The organism is Arthrobacter crystallopoietes, assembly GCF_002849715.1.
Classification (GTDB): Bacteria; Actinomycetota; Actinomycetes; order Actinomycetales; family Micrococcaceae; genus Crystallibacter; species Crystallibacter crystallopoietes.
In genome coordinates, this window is record NZ_CP018863.1 from 3,429,312 (window position 1) to 3,449,005 (window position 19,694).

At 66.5% G+C, this 19,694-nt stretch carries 13 protein-coding genes; 7 read left to right on the forward strand and 6 right to left on the reverse strand.

The window, feature by feature from the left end; translation table 11 throughout:
* Positions 1-276: 276 nt before the first annotated feature.
* Entirely contained in the window at positions 277-2,022 is a 1,746-nt protein-coding gene (locus tag AC20117_RS15965) for a DUF885 domain-containing protein (RefSeq protein WP_236777341.1), read from the reverse strand.
* Between the two features lie 210 nt (positions 2,023-2,232).
* Between AC20117_RS15965 and AC20117_RS15970 the strand changes: the two genes are divergently transcribed.
* On the forward strand, positions 2,233-3,492 hold the full coding sequence (locus AC20117_RS15970) for a serpin family protein (protein ID WP_236777342.1): 1,260 nt from the start codon (positions 2,233-2,235) through the stop codon (positions 3,490-3,492).
* A gap of 7 nt (positions 3,493-3,499) precedes the next feature.
* Here the strand turns inward: AC20117_RS15970 and AC20117_RS15975 are convergent, their stop codons facing one another.
* The gene (locus AC20117_RS15975) at positions 3,500-4,411 is read right to left on the reverse strand and encodes an SDR family oxidoreductase (RefSeq protein WP_074698664.1); all 912 of its coding nucleotides are present in this window, start codon (positions 4,409-4,411) and stop codon (positions 3,500-3,502) included.
* Between the two features lie 25 nt (positions 4,412-4,436).
* Positions 4,437-4,904, reverse strand: coding sequence for a MarR family winged helix-turn-helix transcriptional regulator (locus tag AC20117_RS15980; protein ID WP_074698662.1), 468 nt, complete (start codon positions 4,902-4,904; stop codon positions 4,437-4,439).
* An 88-nt stretch (positions 4,905-4,992) separates the two neighbouring features.
* On the opposite strand from AC20117_RS15980, the gene AC20117_RS15985 reads away from it, so the two are divergent.
* Positions 4,993-5,853 (forward strand): SDR family oxidoreductase, encoded by an 861-nt coding sequence (locus tag AC20117_RS15985; protein ID WP_074698660.1) that lies wholly within the window; start codon positions 4,993-4,995, stop codon positions 5,851-5,853.
* 77 nt (positions 5,854-5,930) lie between these two features.
* Here the strand turns inward: AC20117_RS15985 and AC20117_RS15990 are convergent, their stop codons facing one another.
* Both AC20117_RS15990 and AC20117_RS15995 read right to left on the reverse strand, forming a co-directional pair.
* Complete coding sequence (locus AC20117_RS15990) at positions 5,931-6,278, reverse strand: acyl-CoA carboxylase subunit epsilon (protein WP_179951887.1); 348 nt, start codon at positions 6,276-6,278, stop codon at positions 5,931-5,933.
* Entirely contained in the window at positions 6,275-7,870 is a 1,596-nt protein-coding gene (locus tag AC20117_RS15995; RefSeq protein ID WP_074702790.1) for an acyl-CoA carboxylase subunit beta, read from the reverse strand. Before AC20117_RS15995 ends, AC20117_RS15990 begins: the two co-directional genes overlap by 4 nt.
* A 242-nt stretch (positions 7,871-8,112) precedes the next feature.
* On the opposite strand from AC20117_RS15995, the gene AC20117_RS16000 reads away from it, so the two are divergent.
* From AC20117_RS16000 to AC20117_RS16020, 5 genes are all read left to right on the forward strand, one after another.
* Positions 8,113-9,000, forward strand: a complete 888-nt coding sequence (locus AC20117_RS16000) for a biotin--[acetyl-CoA-carboxylase] ligase (protein WP_074698657.1) — start codon at positions 8,113-8,115, stop codon at positions 8,998-9,000.
* Between the two features lie 36 nt (positions 9,001-9,036).
* Entirely contained in the window at positions 9,037-9,621 is a 585-nt protein-coding gene (locus AC20117_RS16005; protein ID WP_074698655.1) for a PH domain-containing protein, read from the forward strand.
* Positions 9,608-10,753 (forward strand): adenylate/guanylate cyclase domain-containing protein, encoded by a 1,146-nt coding sequence (locus tag AC20117_RS16010; protein ID WP_074698653.1) that lies wholly within the window; start codon positions 9,608-9,610, stop codon positions 10,751-10,753. The genes AC20117_RS16005 and AC20117_RS16010 overlap by 14 nt, the downstream gene beginning before the upstream one ends.
* 233 nt (positions 10,754-10,986) lie before the next feature.
* Positions 10,987-16,413 carry an Ig-like domain-containing protein gene (locus AC20117_RS16015; RefSeq protein ID WP_074698651.1) on the forward strand — a complete coding sequence of 1,809 codons (5,427 nt, stop codon included), beginning with the start codon at positions 10,987-10,989 and terminating at the stop codon, positions 16,411-16,413.
* Positions 16,373-17,128, forward strand: a complete 756-nt coding sequence (locus AC20117_RS16020) for a fibronectin type III domain-containing protein (protein WP_074698649.1) — start codon at positions 16,373-16,375, stop codon at positions 17,126-17,128. Before AC20117_RS16015 ends, AC20117_RS16020 begins: the two co-directional genes overlap by 41 nt.
* A gap of 228 nt (positions 17,129-17,356) precedes the next feature.
* On the opposite strand, the gene AC20117_RS16025 is transcribed toward AC20117_RS16020, so the two are convergent.
* Entirely contained in the window at positions 17,357-19,465 is a 2,109-nt protein-coding gene (locus AC20117_RS16025; protein WP_083339480.1) for an HNH endonuclease signature motif containing protein, read from the reverse strand.
* Positions 19,466-19,694 lie beyond the last annotated feature (229 nt).

Consider the following 19,694-nt stretch of genomic DNA (forward strand, 5'->3'; position numbering starts at 1 on the left):
GCGTATACCAAGTAAAAGGCAGCGTTGCGAAATATTACATCCACGTACGACGGCGGGCCGTCACCATTCCTGCGACGGCCCGACGATGCGTGGGTTGTGTGAAGTTATTCCCGGTGCCCGTGTGAGGAACATCGCCGGCGGGCCGCACCTGCGAAAACGGTTCTGGCCAACACCGTTTTCGCAGGCGAGGACCGTCGCCGGTGAGGGGTCCGCCGCAAACCGAGGCGGCCTACGCACGGACGGGGCCCGTGAGAGGAAGATCGCCGGCGGCTCGCCCTACGCCTCGGACGAGACCGCGCTGTCGCCCAGCAGTGCGCGGCGCAGGGTGTCCAGCCCCACCGAGCCAAGGTTCAGGGCCTCGCTGTGGAACCGCTTGATGTCGAAGGACCCACCTTCGCGGCGTCGGCGCTCGTCGCGGATCTGCTCCCACAGCCGCTGGCCCAGCTTGTAGGAAGGAGCCTGCCCCGGCCAGCCCAGGTAGCGGGTGAACTCGAACTTGAGCTGGCCTTCGCTGATGGCGATGTTCTTCCGCAGGAACTCGTAGCCCTTCTCCGGCGTCCACGTCCCCGAACCCCACCGTGCCGGCACCTCAAGTTCCAGATGGACGCCGATGTCGAAGACCACGCGGGCGGCGCGCATGCGCTGGGCATCCAGCATGCCCATCTTGTCGCCCGGATCGGCCAGATAACCCAGGTCCTCCATTAGCCGCTCGGCATAGAGCGCCCAGCCTTCGCCGTGGCCGGACACCCAGCAGATGTTCCGGCGCCAGTTGTTCAGGAGCTCGCGGCGGTAGGTCGCCGTCGCAATTTGGAGGTGGTGGCCCGGCACGCCCTCGTGGTAGACGGTGGTGGTTTCCTTCCACGTGGTGAAGGTGTCCTCGCCCTCGGGGACGGACCACCACATGCGGCCCGGGCGGGAGAAGTCGTCGGACGGCCCGGTGTAGTAGATGCCGCCTTCCTGCGTGGGCGCGATGCGGCATTCGAGCCGGCGCATCGGTTCGTAGATGTCGAAGTGCGTGCCGGACAGTTCCGCCACTGCACGGTCGGAGAGCTTCTGCATCCAGGCCTGCAGCGCGTCGGTGCCGTGCAGCTGCCGGGACCCATCGGCGTCCAGCGCGGCCATGGCCTCTTCGATGGAGGCGCCCGGCTTGATCTGCTGGGCCACGGCCTCCTGTTCGGCGATGATGCGGTCCAGTTCCTCCACGCCCCACTGGTAGGTCTCTTCCAAATCGATCGTGGCGCCGAGGAAACGGCGGGACATCAGCGAGTAGTGCTCCCGGCCGACGGCGTCCTTCTTCGACGCGTCCGGCAGCAGCTCGTTTTCGAGGAACGCAGCCAGCGAGGTGTAGGCATGGGAAGCGGCCTCGGCGCCGGCGGCCAGGCGCTTGCGCAGGTCCTCCGGCACCGAGGCTCCGCCGTCGCCGTCGTCAATCCGGGCGGATGCGGCCAGCGAATGGAAGAAGCCGTCCTCGGCCGCGTACGCCCTGGCCTGCTCTATCACCGTGCGGATCTGGCGCTGCGCTGCCACCAGCCCGCGTTCCTTCGCCGCCCGGAGCGAGCTGGCGTAGCCGCTGATGGCGTCCGGCACGTTGCCCATCCGGCCGGCGATGTTGTTCCAGTCCTCCGCCGTGGCCGTGGGCATCAGGTCGAAGATGGCGCGGATATCCTGCGACGGCGAGGCGATATTGTTCAGGTCCGCAAGGTCCAGGCCGGTCTCGTGGATTTCCAGCTCCAGTCCCAGACGCTCGCGCATGGCATCCAGGGTCACCCGGTCCACATCGTCCGTGGGCTCCAGGTCCTCCAGTCGTCGCAGTGCCTCGCGGGTGCACTCGGCCAGCGCCTCGGCACCGGCTGGGGAATAGTCCGGGTACTCGGTCTCGTGCCCGGGAATGCCCAGCGACGTGGCGAGCGAGGGGTTCATCTCCAGCAGCGACTCGGTGAAGGAGTCCGCCACGGCGTCGATCGCGGAGGGGCTCCGCACGGCCGTGTTATCCAGGGTGGTTTCAGATGTCTGGTTAGTCACAAGCCCGAGCCTACCTGCCATCGGTTGCCTCTGGACACCGCCTGTGGGTTTCGCAGGCCTCCCGTGTCCGGATTGTGGCCCGTGCGGGTCTGTTGTTTGCCGGCGGGTGAACGTAGGTTGAAAGGACGGGGCCGGCCTGGGCGGCGGACCGGGAACAGTAAACGTGCCGGACGCAACGCGGCCGGAATGTCAAGAGGACGGTGCAGGGATGTGCGCACAAGAACGACGGCGGTGCTCGCCGCGCTCGGGCTGGTGCCGGTTTTGACGCTGGCCGGGTGCGGCGCACCGGAGCCGGAACTGCTGGCGGCGGACGGGGTTCAACAGCAGTCGGTCGCACTGCAGGAGTATCCGGAGGCCGTGGCATCGCTGCAGGATGCCACGCTCAAACTCGGTGCCGCCATGCTTGCCGGCCAGCCGGAGGCGAACCAGGTCACCAGCCCGGCGAGCCTGCTCTACGCGCTCGCCATGCTGCGCACCGGCGCGGGCACCACGACGGCAGCGGAAATGGATGCGATGCTCGGCCTGCCTGCCGAGGACAGGGACCAGGCGATGAACGCGCTGCTCAAGTCGTGGCAGGAGCACGACGGCGATCCCGGCTCCGTGGACGAGGACGAGCCTCCGGCCAGGCCGCTGCTGCACCTGGCCAACGGGGTGTTCGTCGATACGGGCACGCCTACCGGCGAGGAGTATCTGGCCCGACTGGCGGAGCACTACGGCTCTGGTGTGTATCCGGTGAACTATGCGGATCCAGCCACCAAGGACAAGCTGGACTCCTGGGTAGACCACCATACCGGCGGCCGGATCACGGAAGCGCCCGGCGGGTACGACGAGGACAACACGCTGACCCTGCTGAACGCGGTGTACTTCGCGGCGGCCTGGGCGGATCCGTTCTCGCCGTCGTCAACCAACACCGAGGACTTCACCTTGCTGGACGGGGAGGTGGTCCAGGCGGAACTGATGGGGAAACTGCTGCGCGCCGACTACGCCCGCGGCGAGGGGTGGCAGGGCATTGACCTTCCCTACAACGAGGGTTTCCTGATGCGCCTGGTCCTGCCTGACGATGGTTCGCCGGTGCTGGACGAAGCAGGGCTGGCCGCGGTGAACCGGGCGATGGCTGGAGCCGATCCGGCAATGGTGTCGCTGGGGTTGCCGAAGTGGGAGCACGAGCATACCCAGGATCTGATCCCGGTACTGCGCAGCCTGGGACTGGCGGAGACTTTCGGCGAGACACCGGACCTCCGAGCCATCCAGCCGGAAGCGCGTGTCACCGGGGCAACGCAGCAGGCCAACATCACCGTGGGGGAGAAGGGCACGGTGGCGGCCGCAGTCACGCAACTGGATGTGATGGCCGGTTCGCTCCCGCCGCAGCCGGACGTGAGGCTGGACTTCAACCGCCCGTTCCTCTACCAGATCATCCACGCCGAAACCGGGCTGCCGCTCTTCCTGGGCACAGTGATGGATCCGCGCTGACAGCAGCTCAGCGGTAGCCGGTGGTGTCCGCTGGTTTGTCCGGATCCTGGACCTCGCGCATGTACCGCCAGGCATCGGGCTGGCTGCCGTCCACGTCGGTGAAGCCGTAGACCTTGGCCAGCTCGCCGCTGGAGAGCGACTTCCCGTTCCAACGGGAGACCTCGGGATCCTGGGCGAGCGCCGCGACGGCCCGGCCCACGTAAGCCGGAGTCTCGGAAATGGCGAAGTGCGGAATGCGTTCGGTGGCATCGCGCCAGTTCGCTTCGGTCACGCCAAATTCGTCCAGCATCGCTTCGGATCGCAGCCAGCCCGGGGTCAGCGAGAGTGCAGTGGCGCCGTAAGGCCTCAGGTCGTGTGCCAGCAGGAACGCCATCCGGTTCACCGCAGCTTTGGCCAAATCGTAGAAGAACGAAGCCCGGTAGTTCTGCGCGTTGTACTCGTCCGTCCCGTCGGTGACTTCGATAACCAGTCCGCCCGGCTGCCGGATCAGCAGCGGCAGGGCAAAGTGGCTGGTAATGGCGTGGGTGTCCACGCCCAGCCGGAGCATGTGCAGGCCGATATCGAGCGAGGACTCCCACACCGATTTGTCCCACTCCATGACGGTGCCGCCCCAGATGTCGTTGACCAGGATGTGGAGGGCGCCCTGCTCGTCGTCGATACGAGCTGCCAGGTCTCGCACGTCATTGGGCACGAGGTGGTCCACCCTGACCGCGATCCCGTGGCCGCCGGCCGCCTCGACCAGCTGCGCGGTCTCCTCGATGGTTTCCGGCCGGTTCATCTCCGACGGCTGGTCCCGGGTGGTCCGCCCGGTGACGTAAACGGTGGCGCCAGCCGCGCCGAGCTGGACGGCGATGCCCCGGCCTGCGCCCCTGGTCCCTCCGGCGACGAGGGCAACTTTGCCTGCCAGCGATGCTTGCATGCGGCCGACGTTAGTCCTGCGCAGGTTACTCCGGCAAGTGCGGGAAGTCGGCGCCGAGCAGCGTCCTGCTGATGGCAGCCAGCTGGTGGACCTGCTCTTCGTCCAGCCGGTCGAAGACGGCGGCCCGGACGGCGGCGACGTGGCCCGGTGCGGCGGCAGCAATTTTAGCTATGCCGGCTTCGGTGATGCGGGCCAGCACCACACGGCGGTCATTGGTGTCCATGGCCCTGATGACGTAGCCGTCCTTTTCCAGCCGGGCGACAATCCGGGAAAGCCTGGACTGCGAGGTATTCGTCAGCTCCGCCAGTTTGCTCATCCGGCATTCGCGGGTGGCGGACTCCGAAAGCATCGCCAGCACCATGTAGCCGGCGACGGTAAGGTCCTCGTCGCGCTGCAGCTGGGACTCCAGCGTGGCCGGAAGCCGGAACATCAGCGAGGCAACGGCCAGCCACGCCTTGCGTTCCTCGGGATTCAACCACTGCGGCTCTGTCATGGAACAACTCTACCGGGAATTCACTTGACGCTTCAAATGATTCCACCTACATTAGTTTCAGTTGCAAGTAATCAACGCAAGGAGCAACATGACCACGTATGCAGTAACGGGAGCAACAGGCGAATTGGGTGCGCTCGTCATCGATGCCCTGCTGGAACGCGAGATTGAAGCGGCAGCTATTGTCGCCGTCGTACGCAATACGGCAAAGGCAGCCGGCCTGCAGGAACGTGGCGTGACGGTCCGTGAGGGCGATTACGACAAGCCCGAAACCCTGGCTTCGGCACTGGCAGGCGTGGACACCCTCATGTTTATCTCCGGCAGCGAGGTCGGCCAGCGCGTCCGGCAGCACGGCAACGTCGTGGAGGCTGCTAGGGCGGCCGGCGTGCAGCGGATTGCTTACACCAGCGTGCTGCGCGCGGATACCAGCGACCTGGCCCTGGCTCCGGAGCACAAGGCCACCGAGGCCCTGATCCGCGAATCCGGAATCCCGTTCACGCTGCTGCGCAACGGCTGGTACATCGAGAACTACACCGGGCAGCTGGGCCAGTACCTGCAGGCCGGCGCGGTCATCGGCGCCGCCGGCGACGCGAGGATTGCCGCCGCCACCCGTGCTGACTTCGCCGAGGCAGCCGCCGTTGTGCTGACCGGCGAAGGCCACGAGAACGCCGTTTACGAACTCGGCGGCACGCCCTTCGCCATGGTCGAATTCGCCTCCGCCGTCTCCGAGGTGACCAGCCGGAGCATCGGCTACCGCAACGTCACGCTGGACGAGTACAAGCAGGGCCTGCTCGCCGCCGGCCTGGATGAGGGAATGGCAGGCTTCCTCGCCGCGCTCGAGGCCAACACGGCCGCAGGCGACCTCGATACCGAAAGCGAGGACCTGGCGAAGCTGATCGGCCGTCCCAGCACGCCGCTGACTGAAGCGGTGCGGGCGGCGCACACCGCCTGATCCACGGGACTAGATCCCGTACAAAAACCGGAGACCGGCAGCTCGTTGGGGGCTGCCGGTCTCCTTATTTTGTGGCCTTACCGGAAGGTGTGCCGCCAGGCGCCGGGACCGTGCTGGACCACCGGGCGCAGCAGTTCACGACGGCGGGAGCCCCGGCGGCGCGATTTGCCGCCGGTTTCGTCCTCGGTAGAGGAGGACTGCAGCGCAAGAACGACGGCGGTCAGCGCCGCGAGTTCCTCGGCGCTGGGATTTCCCTTGGCAACAGTAAACAACGGAGCCTGCTCGGCCTGGGCCTCGGCTTCTGCATGCATGCGTTCCTCATTTCCGGACCAGCGCGTGGCGGTCTGGTCGGGGCTGGACCAGCGGGTATGGCCGGCGGCTGTGCCCGTCGGGCGGATGTGTGTCCTGACGTGAGCGGCGGTCACAGCGGGATGTTTCCGTGTTTCTTGTGCGGCATGGTGGCACGCTTGTCGCGCAGTGCCCGGAGCCCGCGGACAATCTGCAGTCGCGTGTCGGACGGCGCCACCACCGCGTCCAGGTAGCCGAGTTCGGCGGCCTGGTACGGATTGAGCAGTTCTTCCTCGTACTGGGTGACGATCTCCTGGCGGCGGGCTTCAACGTCTCCGCCTTCGGCCTGCACGGCGGCCAGATCCCGGCGGTAGAGAATGTTGACCGCGCCCTGGGCGCCCATGACGCCGATCTGGGCGGTGGGCCAGGCGATGTTCAGGTCCGCGCCGAGCTTCTTCGAGCCCATGACAATGTAGGCGCCCCCGTAGGCCTTGCGGGTGATGACGGTCAGCTTGGGCACGGTGGCTTCCGCGTAGGCGTAGAGCAGTTTCGCGCCGCGGCGGATAATGCCGTTGAACTCCTGGTCCTTGCCCGGCAGGAAGCCCGGGACGTCCACCAGCGTCAGGATGGGGATGTTGAACGCATCGCAATGCCGGACAAAACGGGCAGCCTTTTCCGAGGCGTTGATGTCCAGGGTGCCGGCGAACTGCATGGGCTGGTTGGCGACGACGCCAACGGTATGCCCCTCCACGCGGCCGTAGCCGATGATCACGTTCGGCGCGTAGAGGGACTGCATCTCCAGGAAGTGGCCGTCGTCCATCACATGCTCGATGACCGTGCGCATGTCGTACGGCTGGTTGGCCGAGTCCGGGATGAGCGTGTCCAGCTCAAGGTCCGCCTCGGTGGTCTCGAGCACCTCGTCGAAGTCCAGCAGCGGGGCTTCGGTCAGGTTGTTTGAAGGCAGGAAGTCCAGCAGCTCGCGGACGAACTCGATGGCGTCGGCTTCATCGGCGCCCAGGTAGGTGGCGGTGCCGGTGGTGGCGTTGTGCTGCCGGGCGCCGCCCAGGGTTTCCATGTCCACTTCCTCGCCGGTGACCGTCTTGATGACGTCCGGGCCGGTGATGAACATGTGCGAGGTCTTATCCACCATGACCACGAAGTCCGTCAGCGCGGGGGAGTAGGCAGCACCGCCGGCACACGGGCCCATGATCAGGGAAATCTGGGGAACGACGCCGGAAGCGGCCACGTTGTTGCGGAAGATGTCCGCGAACATGGCCAGCGAGGCCACGCCTTCCTGGATGCGGGCGCCGCCGCCGTCGTTAATCCCGATGACCGGGCAGCCGTTGCGCAGCGCGAACTCCTGCACCTTGACAATCTTTTCGCCGTTGACCTGGCTCAGTGAACCGCCATAGACGGTGAAGTCCTGGCTGTAGAGCGCCACCAGCCGGCCGTCCACCGTGCCGTAGCCGCTGACCACGCCGTCGCCCAGCGGCTTCTTCTTCTCCATCCCGAAGGCGGTGGAGCGGTGCGTGGCCAGGGCGTCGAACTCCACGAAGGAGCCCTCGTCCACCAGCAGTTCAATGCGCTCGCGGGCGGTGTGCTTGCCGCGCGCATGCTGCTTTTCAATGGCTTCTGCGCCGGAGGGCTGCATGGCCTGGGCCTGGCGGCGGCGGAATTCCGCGATCTTGCCGGCAGTGGTCGACAGATCAAGATCTGTTTCGAGGCTCATGAAATCTCCGGATTCTGCGCGCTTGGCGTTGCTGGTGGCGATGCTGGTGGCGGTCTCAGTGTGCCCGCGGGGAGGCGTTAAGTAGGTTTCGTACAAAAAGTCTGCCGACCGCGGCACTGTTTCACCAAGTCTAGTAAGCGTCGGTGGGTCAATAGCTGTAGCAATCCTACAATTTCGTGCGCAGACATTTTGCCGTCCGCGCGTCCGGTGCCTAAACGGGCTGCTCTGCGTAGGATGGATTCATGAGCCAGAGTTTCTCCGACGTTGACCGACCGGCGCTGGATTTCGAAGGACTCAGCGATGCGCTCTGTGCTCCGCTGGGACCCTACCGGAAGCTGGAACTGGTGGAGTCCACCGGCTCCACGAACTCCGATCTGGCCACCAAGGCCGGCGGAGACAAAGTGGGCTTCTCCGATCTGAGCGTCCTGGTGGCTGAAGAGCAGACCCAGGGCCGCGGCCGGCTGGACCGGCAGTGGACCGCCCCGCCGCGTTCCTCCGTTATTGTCAGCGTGCTGCTGCGCCCGTTCAACCACGCCGGCAACCCGGTGCCCACGCAGAGTTACGGCTGGTTCTCGCTGCTGGCGGCCATGTCCCTGGCCGAGGCGCTGGGCGAGTACGCGCAGCTGGAGGCCAAGGTCAAGTGGCCCAATGACGTGCTGGTCAGCGGCCGGAAAATCTCGGGCATCCTCGCGCAGATGGTGAGCTACCCGGACGGCACGCCGCCCGCCGTCGTTATTGGCAGCGGCGTTAACGTGACCCTGGGCAAGGAGGATCTGCCCGTTCCCACGGCCACCTCCGTGGCGCTGGAAAAGGGCGCGACGACGGACCGCACTATCCTGCTGATGTCCTACCTGCGGGTTTTTGCCCAGCGCTACCGCCAGTTCTGCAACGTCAACGGGGACCCGAAGGCGCAGTGGAAGGACGGCAGCAGCCTGCTGTCCCGGCTGCAGAAGGTCATGGTCACGCTCGGCCAGCAGGTGCGCGCGGAGCTGCCGAACGGCGGCGAGATCATCGGCGAGGCGTTCGGGCTGGACAGCTTCGGCGCGCTCAAGGTGCGTGAAGCGGACGGCACCGAACATGTAGTGTCCGCCGGCGACGTCGTACATCTGCGCCCCTACGAAGGTTCATGATTTGCCCCACTCAACCACCCCGGTCCCGGAGCTGCGGTGCGGCTGAAACTGGACCCGGGGGAGCGTGTCATTGTCATAACCCGTCCCCAGGCGCGGCGCCTGTTCTGGCCTGCCGTGGCGTTCCTGCTGGTGCTGGCCGCCGGCGGTTTCGGCGCCGGCTGGCTGAGCCGGGAAGACCTGCCCGCGTGGCTGGTGGACTGGCGCGCGCCCTTGCTGCTGATCGGGCTGCTGCTGGCGGTGCTGCTGGCGGGCAAAATGTCCGTGCTGCCGCTGCTGCGCTGGCTGGGCACCAGATACCTGCTCACCAACCGGCGGCTGATTGTCCGCCAGGGCTGGGGCAGGCGGCGCGAACACCAGCTGCTGCTGGCATCGATCTTCGGGCTGGCCACCGAGCAGAGCGTGTTGCAGCGGATGCTGCGCAGCGGGCAGCTGCGGGCGGACGTGGGCTACGGGCGGTATTCGGTGCTGCCGGACGTGCCGGAGGTGGTCCGGTTCCGTTCACTGGTGGTGAAGGCCATCGAGGATCTGCCGCGGACTGCAATGTTCGATGGCGTAGACGTGGAAAGATTGCAGGAGATGGAATACGGCGAGGAAGGTTGGCAAGGCGATGACCAGCAATAGCGAGCAACGGGAACCGGAGCCGCTGACGCTGTCCATGCCCAGGATCGTGCCCAGGGAAGAGGTCCGCGCGGTCCAGGCGGATGTGCGCGAAGACCCGCAGCCGAACAAGGTGAACCGGCAGGCGGTCCGGGACCTGGAGGTGCGGCTGCTCGGTTCCGAACGGACCATGCGCCGCCGCGAGGTGGCTGCCGGGGCTGGCGTGTCCCTGCTCTCGGCGCGCAAGATCTGGCGCGCGCTGGGTTTTGCCAACCTCGGCGACGAGGACGTGGCGTTCACACAGGCTGACCTGGAGGCGCTGACCACCATAATCGACATGGTCCGCGACGAGCGGCTGACCGAGGAAGCGGCCATCTCCATCACTCGCTCCATCGGCCAGATGACGGACCGCATGGTGGTCTGGCAGGTGGAGGCCCTGGTGGAAGAAATGGTCCACCAGATGCGGATCACCGACGCCGAGGCCCGCAAGCGCCTGGTCACCGAACTGCCCAACCTGATCGAATCGCTGGAGAAGGTGCTGCTGTACTCCTACCGGCGCCAGCTCAACGCGGCGGTCGCGCGGCTGACCGTCCGGGCCGAGGCCGGCCTGGGTGCGGCCGGCGAGCACGACGACGATTCGATGCCGCTGCTGCGCGCCGTCGGGTTTGCGGACCTGGTCTCCTACACCAGCCTGTCCCGCCAGATGAACGAGAAGACGTTGGCCCAGCTGGTGCAGCGGTTCGAGAACAAGTGCGCCGAAATCATTTCCGTGGGCGGCGGCCGGCTGGTCAAGACAGTGGGCGATGAAGTGCTCTACCTGGCCTCCACACCGCACGCCGGCGCCGAGATTTCGCTGGCCCTGGCCAAGGCGATGGCCGAGGACGAGCTGCTTCCGTCAGCCCGGGTGGGCATGGTCTGGGGCGGCATCGTCTCCCGGCTCGGGGACATCTACGGTCCCACAGTGAACCTCGCCTCCCGGCTGACCGCCCTTGCGGAACCGGGCACGGTGCTGCTGGATTCGACCACCGCGGCCACGCTGGCCGGGGACGAACGCTTTGTGCTGATGCCGCAGAAGGTCCGCACCATCCGCGGCTTCGGCGAGATCCACCCGGTGACCCTGGCCCACGGCACGGGCACCGGCCTGATCGTGGACTGATAGCGCCAGCGGGGTGGCGGGCTATTTTGCGGGACCCGCGGCACGCACGGCACGCGCGGCGCATGGGTAGTTGTGCCCATCGGTGGCGGTTTACCTCAATCGGTTAACCTGCCATAGTCGAACACGGACAAAACCGAAGATGAGGATCCTTGGCGCGCCCGGGCATCGCGGCCTGCGCGCAGGACCATAGCTGGACAATAACGGGGAAGAAACTACTTTGCGAAGGCAGCAGATTGTTTGGGCGTAACCGGCGCAGGAAAGCCGTCGCTTCGACCACCACTTTTTCGGTTGCCACCGCGCTGGTGGTTGGCGGCGCCCTGTACTACGAAGGCTTCCCTACGGCGGACGTCGACCTGAACGACGGCGGTGTCTGGGTCACCAACAACAGCGCCAACATGGTGGGCCATCTCAACTACCCTTCCAAAACGCTCGACGGCGGCTTCCTCGCCAACAGCACCGGCTTCGATGTGATGCAGAACGCCGGCACGGTCTTTATGGAAAACCGGGACCAGGCCATGCTGAGCCCGGTCGATGTAGCGGAGATGTCCCGCGGCGCCGAGCAGCAGCTGCCCGGCAGCGCCGACGTCAGTTTCGGCGAGGATCTGCTGGCCATCACGGACAAGGTCAAGGGCCAGGTCTTCATCAGCCCGGCGGCCGAACTGGCTTCCTTCAGCGAGGAAACCGCCGAACCCGTGGTCGCCGGCGCCAAGGGATCGGTGGCCACGGTCGCGCCGGACGATACGGTCTTCGTCGCCAACCCGGACGCCAACGAAATCTACACTTACCGTGTGAACGACGACGGCGTGCCCGAACGGGTCGAAACGCAGTCCGCGGAGCACCTCGACGAGACCGGGGACGCACAGATTGCCGCCGTCGGCGACAAAGTGGTGGTGCTCGACGCCGAAGCCGGCACGGTTTTCCTGCCCGGCGGCCGGAGCGTGGAGCTGCCCGGACTGGACGGGGCCAAACTCCAGCAGAGCAGCAAGGGCAGCGACTTCGCCGCCATCGCCACCGAGACCGACCTGATCAAGCAGCCGCTGGACGGCTCCGAGGTCATCCGCACTCCGATTGAGGGCACCGGCACGCCCGCCGCGCCGGTCCAGCATAATGGCTGTTTGCACGCCGCGTGGTCCGGCGCCAACCACTACATTCGCGACTGCGGCAACGACGCCGACGACCTCGCCCAGCCGATCAAGGGCATCGGCTCCAACGCCTCGCTGGTGTTCCGGGTGAACCGCGACGTCGTCGTACTCAATGATGTCAACGCCGGCAACGTCTGGCTGGTGCTCGAAAACATGCAGCTGGTGGACAACTGGAGCGACCTGATTCCGCCGGAGCAGGAGAGCGACGAAGAGGACGAGGACTCCGCGGACGAGAACCCGATCAACACGCTGCCGGACCGGACCGAGGAGAACCGGCCGCCGGTGGCGCAGGATGATGACTTCGGGGTCCGGGCCGGGCGCACCACCACGCTGACGATTCTGGACAATGATTCGGATCCCGACGGGGACGTGCTTACTGCGTCACTGAGCGGGAATCCGCCGTCGGTCGGCACGGTCCAGAGCATTTACGAGAAGACCGGGCTGCAGATTGTCATCGACGCCGGCGCCTCGCCCGGCCGGCACAGCTTCGAGTACGAGGTCAACGACGGCCGCGGCGGCACGGACACCGCCACCGTGAACATCACGGTCCGGGCCGAGGGCAGCAACGAGCCGCCGCAGGCGAAGCGCAAGACCAGCATCCTGCTCGAACAGGGCCGGGAAATCAGCCAGAACATCCTCACGGACTGGATGGACCCCGACGGCGACGACCTGTTCCTGGTCAGCGCCGAAAACACCGCCGACGGCGATCTGGTGCGGACCCGGCCGGACGGGCTGCTAACGTTCCAGGACGTGGGCAAGACCTACGGCAAGAAGGAAGTGAAGATCCAGGTTTCGGACGGGACCGAGACGGTCAGCGGCACGCTCATCGTGGACGTGCGGCCGCCCGGGGCGTTGCCGCCGGTGGCGAACGCGGACCACTTCTTCACCACGGTGGGCCAGGAAATCCAGATCTCGCCGCTGAAGAATGACCTGGATCCCAACGGCGGGCAACTGCGCCTGGCCAAGGTCGAACCGGTGGGCAATGCCACCGCGGTGCCGGACTACGACGCGAACACCATCAAGTTCAGCGCCGAAACCCCGGGCGCCTACTACCTGACCTACCTGGTGACCAACGGCCCGTCCAGCTCCACCGGACTGGTGCGGGTCGACGTCGGTGCTACCGCCGGCGACGGCGCGCCCGTGGCGGTGCGCGACGTGGCGCTGCTGCCGCAGAACGGTCAGGTGCTGGTGGACGTGCTGGCCAATGACAATGACCCGGCCGGTGGGGTGCTGGTGGTCCAGGGCGTGGAATCCGGCGCCTCCGAGGTCAGCGTGGAGGTGCTCAACCACAACATCCTGCGCGTCACCGATGTGAAGGGCCTGAACCAGCAGACCACCATCAAGTACACGGTCTCCAACGGGTTCGCGTCCGCCACCGGCGAGGTGAGCATCATTTCCGTGCAGGGCCCTGACAAGCTGCTCCCGCCGCAGGCCGAGAATGACACCGCCACCGTGCGCGCCGGCGACGTGGTGACCGTGGATGTGCTGCACAACGACAGCCACCCCAACAATGACGAACTGACCCTCGTGCCGGAACTGGCCGAGACCATGGACCAGGCCGACGGGGAGATCTTCACCGCGGAGAACTCCGTGCGCTTCATCGCCGGCGACACGGCCAAAACCGTGTACGCGGTGTACGAGGTGGTGGATTCGGCCGGACAGAAGGATTCGGCGGAGATCCGGATCAACATCATCCCGCGCGATGACGAGTCCAACTCCCAGCCGGCCCCGAAGAACCTCGAGGCCCGCGTGATCGCCGGCTCCACCGTGCGCATTCCGATTCCGCTCAACGGTATCGACCCGGACGGGGACTCCGTGTTCCTGCAGGGGATCGACCGCGCGCCGCAGCAGGGCGCCGCCGTCGCCGGCCCCAACTACATCGACTACACCGCCAGCGAGCAGGGCGCGGGCACGGACACCTTCACCTATCTGGTCAAGGACCGGCTCGGCGCCACCAACACGGCGACCGTGCTGGTGGGCATCGCCCCGGCGCAGGAGACCAACCAGAACCCGATCGCACTGGACGACGGCATCGTGATCCGGCCGGGCAAGTCCGTGGCCGTGGACGCGCTGGCGAATGATTCCGACCCCGACGGCGATCCGATCCAGCTGGACCCGGACAAGATTGCCGGCGAACCGGCGTCGTTGAACGCCGCCGCCAACAAGGGCCGCGTGCAGTTCACCACGCCCGAGGAAGAGGGCACGGTCAACGTCCGCTACACCGTGGCAGATGGCCGGGGCGGCTCCGCCGTGGGCACCGTCACGGCCGAAGTGCGCCGGGACGCGCCGCTGCTGGCACCGGTCGCGCGGGACGACAGGGTGGAACCGGTGGACACCAAGGGCAAGACCGCCGTCGATGTTCCGGTGCTGGAAAACGACGAGGATCCCGACGGCGTCGCCGAGGACATGGACATCCTGCTCAACGGCGACTACCCGACGGCGTCCGTCACCGCGGGCGGCGAGGTCAATGTTGAACTGACTGAGAACGTGCAGCTGATTCCCTACGCCGTGCGCGACGTCGACGGACTGCAGGCCACCGCGGTGATCTGGGTGCCGGCGCTGGGCGAGCAGTACCCGACGCTGCGCGACACCACGCCGGTCGATGTCACCGCCGGGCAGGAACTGGTCCTGGATCTGGCGGACCGGGTGGAGGTCCGCGACGGCCGCACCCCGCGCATCACCGTGGTGGACAAGGTCTCCGCCATCGGCACCAGCAACGACGACTGGGTGCAGGACCCGCAGACACTGAGCTATCAGGCGGATATCGACTATGCCGGGCGCGGCTCCATCACCTTCGAAGTGACGGACGGTTCCGGCCCGGACGATCCCGAGGGCCTGAAGGCCACGTTGACCATCATGACCAACGTCATCCCGGACGAGAACCGCAACTTCCCGCCGGAGTTCACCACCGGCAACGTGGACGTGGCCAAGGGCGAGGACGCCGTGGCGTATAACCTCGCCCCGCTGGTCACCGACCCCAACCCCGAAGATCTGGAGAACCTCGAGTTCGCGCTCGAAGGCGGCGTGCCGGAAGGCTTCGCGGTGAACCTCGACGGCGGCGTCCTCAACGTCTCCGCCGACGCCGACATCGAGACCGGCGCCAGCGGCGTCGTCAATGTCTCCGTGACGGACGGACGCTCCGAGAAGGTGATGAGCCGGGTTACCGTGACCGCGACGGCGACCACCCGGCCTGCGCCGGTGGCGAACGACGACGAGATTCCGGAGGCTGTGCAGGGCGAACCAGTCACGGTGCCCGTGCTGGAGAACGACGTTAACCCGTTCCCGGACACGCCGCTGAACATCGTCAAGGCGACGGCCGGCAACGGCGGGACCGCGCAGGTGCAGGGCGAGAACATTGTGGTCACGCCCGGGGCGGACTTCTCCGGCACCATGAATGTCGAATACACCGTGGAGGACAGGACCAAGGAAGGTGCCCGGCAGGCCAGCGCGAACATCTCGCTGGTGGTCAAGGGCCGGCCCGAGGCGCCGACCACGCCGCTGGTGGACTCCGTCCGCGACCAGACCGTGGTGCTGTCCTGGGGAGCCCCCGCGGACAACGGCGATCCGATCACCAACTACCGGGTGACGGGCACCGGCGGCTTTAGCCAGGACTGCCCGACCACCACCTGCACGCTTACGGGCTTGACCAACGACGTTGAATACACCTTCACCGTGGTCGCCGAGAACAGCGTCGGCGAGTCGGAAGCCTCGGCGGAGTCCGCCGTCGCACGTCCCGATGTGCGGCCGGAAGCGCCCGCAGCCCCGCAGTTGAAGTTCGGGGACAAATCGCTGGACATCAGCTGGGAACCGCCGGTCAACGAGGGCTCCGCCATCGAGAGCTACACGCTGGAGATCTCGCCCGCCCCGCCGAGCGGCCAGCTGCAGAAGACCGGCCTAACCGGTACCGCCTACACCTGGGAAGGGCTGGAGAACGGTCAGGCCTATGAAGTACGGGTCCAGGCGCACAACAAGGCGCCCGAGCCCAGCGAGTTCAGTCCGTACTCCGCCAAGGAAGTGCCCGCCGGACCGCCTGCCGCCGCAGCGGCGCCGAGCACCGAACGGGTGAAGTCGGTGGGGGAGCAGAGCCAGCTGAAGGTCAGCTGGGGCGCCCCGGGCAACAACGGCGGCGAGATCCTCGACTACACCGTGCGCGAGTACCAGGGCGGGGACCTGCAGCGGACGTTCCCGCCGGTCAACGGGACCTCGCAAACCGTGACCGCGCCGAACTCGGAGACGGACTACACCTACACCGTGACCGCGCGGAACAAGGCCGGCGACGGCGAAGCGAGCCCCCAGTCCAACGCCCGCCGGGCCGTGGGCGCCCCCGCGGCTCCCACGGGGGTGTCGCTGAAGGAAGCCAACACCGGCGGCGCCGGCCGGGCGGTCACAGTCTCCTTCAACGAGCTCACCGCTGCCCAGCGCAAGGGCCCGCGCCGGAGAAGTCAGCTACCGCGCCAGCTTCAGCGATGGCCGGTCCATGGCCATCACCAACGGCCAGAAGGTCACCGGCTTCACTAACGGCACTGCCGTCACCGCCCAGGTCACGGCCGTGGCCAACAGCGACGGCGCCAGTTACAACAGCCCCGCCAGCGCGAAATCCGGTGCGGCGAATCCGTACGGCGCGCCGGGCAAGCCCAGTGCCTCGGGCAAGGGCCAAAGCGGGGAGACAACCAATCCGCAGGTCACACTGAGCTGGGGCCCGCCGAACACATCCACCCACGACGTGGACAAGCTGCAGATCAATATCGACGGTAAGGGCTGGGAGAACGTCGCGGTCCGCTCCGGCAGCCGCACCGTCAACGTCGGCCACAGCGAGACACACTCGATCAAGGTGCGCGCCGTTAACTCGCGCGGCGATGCCGGGTCCACGGCTTCGGCCTCTGCCACCAGCGGCAGCAAACCCAAGCCCAAGCCGAAGCCGCCGACTTCCTGGCAGCTCACCGTCGGCGGAAACGGCACAACATTGGAAAGCCGTTCCTGCATGGAGTACCGCAACAGCCTTGGCGATAACTACGGCGGACCGGGCGACTGCAAGGGCGACCACTGGAGCTACCCCGGGAACTCGATTACGGCCACGTGCTACATCGTTTCCGGCAGCAACAGGTGGTACTACCAGGGATCCGGAACCCGGTCGATCAACAACGGGCTGCTGATCCGCGGTGACCACGTGCGTGAAGCAGGCGGCAACCGTCACCTCAACGGCGGCGCTCCCAGCGGCATGGGCACGTGCTAACCCAGAGAGGTGAAGGCAGCGTCCGCAAAATGGGCGGCAGCGCCGCGTCCGGTATGCCTAGGTGCAGCGGCTAGAAGACGCCGAATGTGGTTTCGGCGAGCCTACAGCAGTCCTACTCGAACGGATCCGCAGCCTGGATTCACCTGGTCTCCACTTCAGGCGTTCCACCCCAAGGCGGCCTCCCCGCTCATTACCTGACCGCGCCTCGCCTCAATTTCTTCTGACTGGTCAAAAGGGAGGTGGGTCGTTCTTGATGGTGCCGTCCCATGGTGGTGCCGGTTTTGGACGGAGCCGTTGACGGTGGTCATCGGGCAGATTGTCCAGAACCGTATCGGGGTAGGTCGGTGGGCTGGTGTCGCGGAAATCGCCTGGCCTGGTGGTGTATTTCTGGTTCCCGGGCGTGGTGGTGGTGAATTCGCCGGGACCGGTTTGAATGATTTTCCAACCGGCATGGGATTTGAGTCGGTGAAGCAATTTACACAGCGGACCGAGATTGATGTAGTCGGTTTCGCCGTGGCCGCCGTTTCCGTGGTACTCGATCGTGTGGTCCAGCTCGCAGTCCCTCGCGGCGGCGGTGCAGCCGGGTCCGGCACAGACAGGGTCGCGGTGTCTGACGGCGCGGGCCAGATCCGCCGGCGGTTTGTAGGTGGTTTTGCCGTAGGAAAGCACGGCCCCGGTCTCCGGGTGCGTCAGGATCCGGTGGAACGAGGGCGCGTCCTGGCACAACCGCCGTGCCACGTCGGCGGGAATCGGGCCGTATCCTTCCAGCGTGGCGGGTTCGTCGTCCAGCCCCAGAAGCGTGAACACGGGCACCGTGAGGGCGACTTCGGGGCGGATGCCGGCGGCGGGGCCGGTTTCCATGCCTGCGTGCAAGAGCAGGTCGGCGAACACATCAGCCCGCAGCTGGCCCACGGTGCGGGTCTCGGCCTCGGTCTGTAGACTGCGGGCAGCATCGGTGAGCCGGTTGTGGATGGCCAGCCCGGTCTCAGCGGACACGCGGGCGCGGAGTGTGACCATGCCGTCGCCATCCGGTTCCAAGCACACATTGCGGCGCTTAACGGCCTGCGCATGACGTTTGGCCAGGGAGTCCGGGTCACGGGATTCGCGTTCTTTCCGCGCGGCATAAAGCAGTTGCCGGGGGGTCTGCTGCCCGGCTTTGGCCAGGAGAGCCCCTTCGTATCCCGGTTTCTGTCCGTCGGGCAGGGTTTCGCCTTGCCGCACGATGACGGTGGCCTGGTCCAGGTCCATTTCCCCCGCGGACAGCGCGGCCAGCGTGCCCGGGTAATGGGCACATAGCTCGCGCGCCTGCTGGAGCGTTTGCCTTCCCTCCAGCTCGGTGATCCGGTACAGGCAGGCGAGTTCCTCGGCCGCGGACTGATCAGCCAGATCCTGCAACGGACCCGTCACATCCGGGCCGGCACCTTCGCGCGGCGGCGGGAGTTGAGCCAGCGCCGCGTCGCCGACGTGTGCGGCCAGGCGTACCATGCAGGCCTGAACCCAGGCGACCAGTCGCCGGCCCGCTACCAAGTGCTCGACTGCCCCTTGGTAATCCAACTCGTCAACCCCCGCCAACGCCGAAGCTTCACTGGCGACGCCGCCGGTTGTGGCTGCGGCAACGGCGTCCGCCGCGTTGGCGGCGTCAACAGCGCCGGCAGCGTTGGTGGTGCTTGATGCGTTGATGGTTCCGAAGAGACGGAACCATTCGGCAGGACCGCCGGCGGCGATCCGGCTAAGGCGGTGGGCGTAATACTCCGCGTGATCTTCGGTGAACAGTTCCGCAGGGACATCGCCGAGTTCCTCCGCAGGCCCCCAGCAGACCGGTACCGGTCCGACCAGTGGCCGGCACGCCCATTCGGGTTCGCGGTCCCAGGGCGCGAAGTCATCGAACCCCACCTCGCCGTCGTACGGTAAGGGTTCTTCCGTGGGCCGCGGGATGTCCTGTTCGGCCAGCGGATCCGGACCGTACGCCGACAGTGCTGGGTCCGGGTATCTGGCTTTGAAACTCAATTCCTCCATGGCCCTGGCCTTCGCCCGCAGCTCCTCCATGTCCTTGGCCATCGCCGGGCTCCGCGGCGGCAACCCGGCGGCGAGACGTTCGCGTGCCTCTTCCCGGCGCCGCTTTATCCAATGCGCAACATTCTCCCGCAGCTTCTCCTGTGTTCCCCGGTAATGGCTCCAGCCATCCTCGCGGCGGACCACGGTCTCACGTTCACGATCCCGGGGCCGCCGGTCGCCGGGCATCGGGGAAGGGACACTCTTCTGCCCGGGTACTGGCCCGGCAGACACGTGTCCGTCCGCCGGGGATCCGGTATCCGGTGAGTGCTCTTCTGCTGCCATGACTCCAGTCCATCATCTGCCTCTGACACTCAAGAGGCACAATCCACACAAGTACACGCATCTTGAGAAATTTCTTGAGAAACTTTTTTCTCGCGTGTTCTTTTTCTGATGTTTCCCTCGCCGGCAGATCCGAACCGACGTTTAACCGGTAGCCGGTCTAGACTGTTCTGGTGCGGCAAGGGGGCCGCGGGTTCCGATCTCGGGCAAAACATCAGTCTCTCAAAGGTCT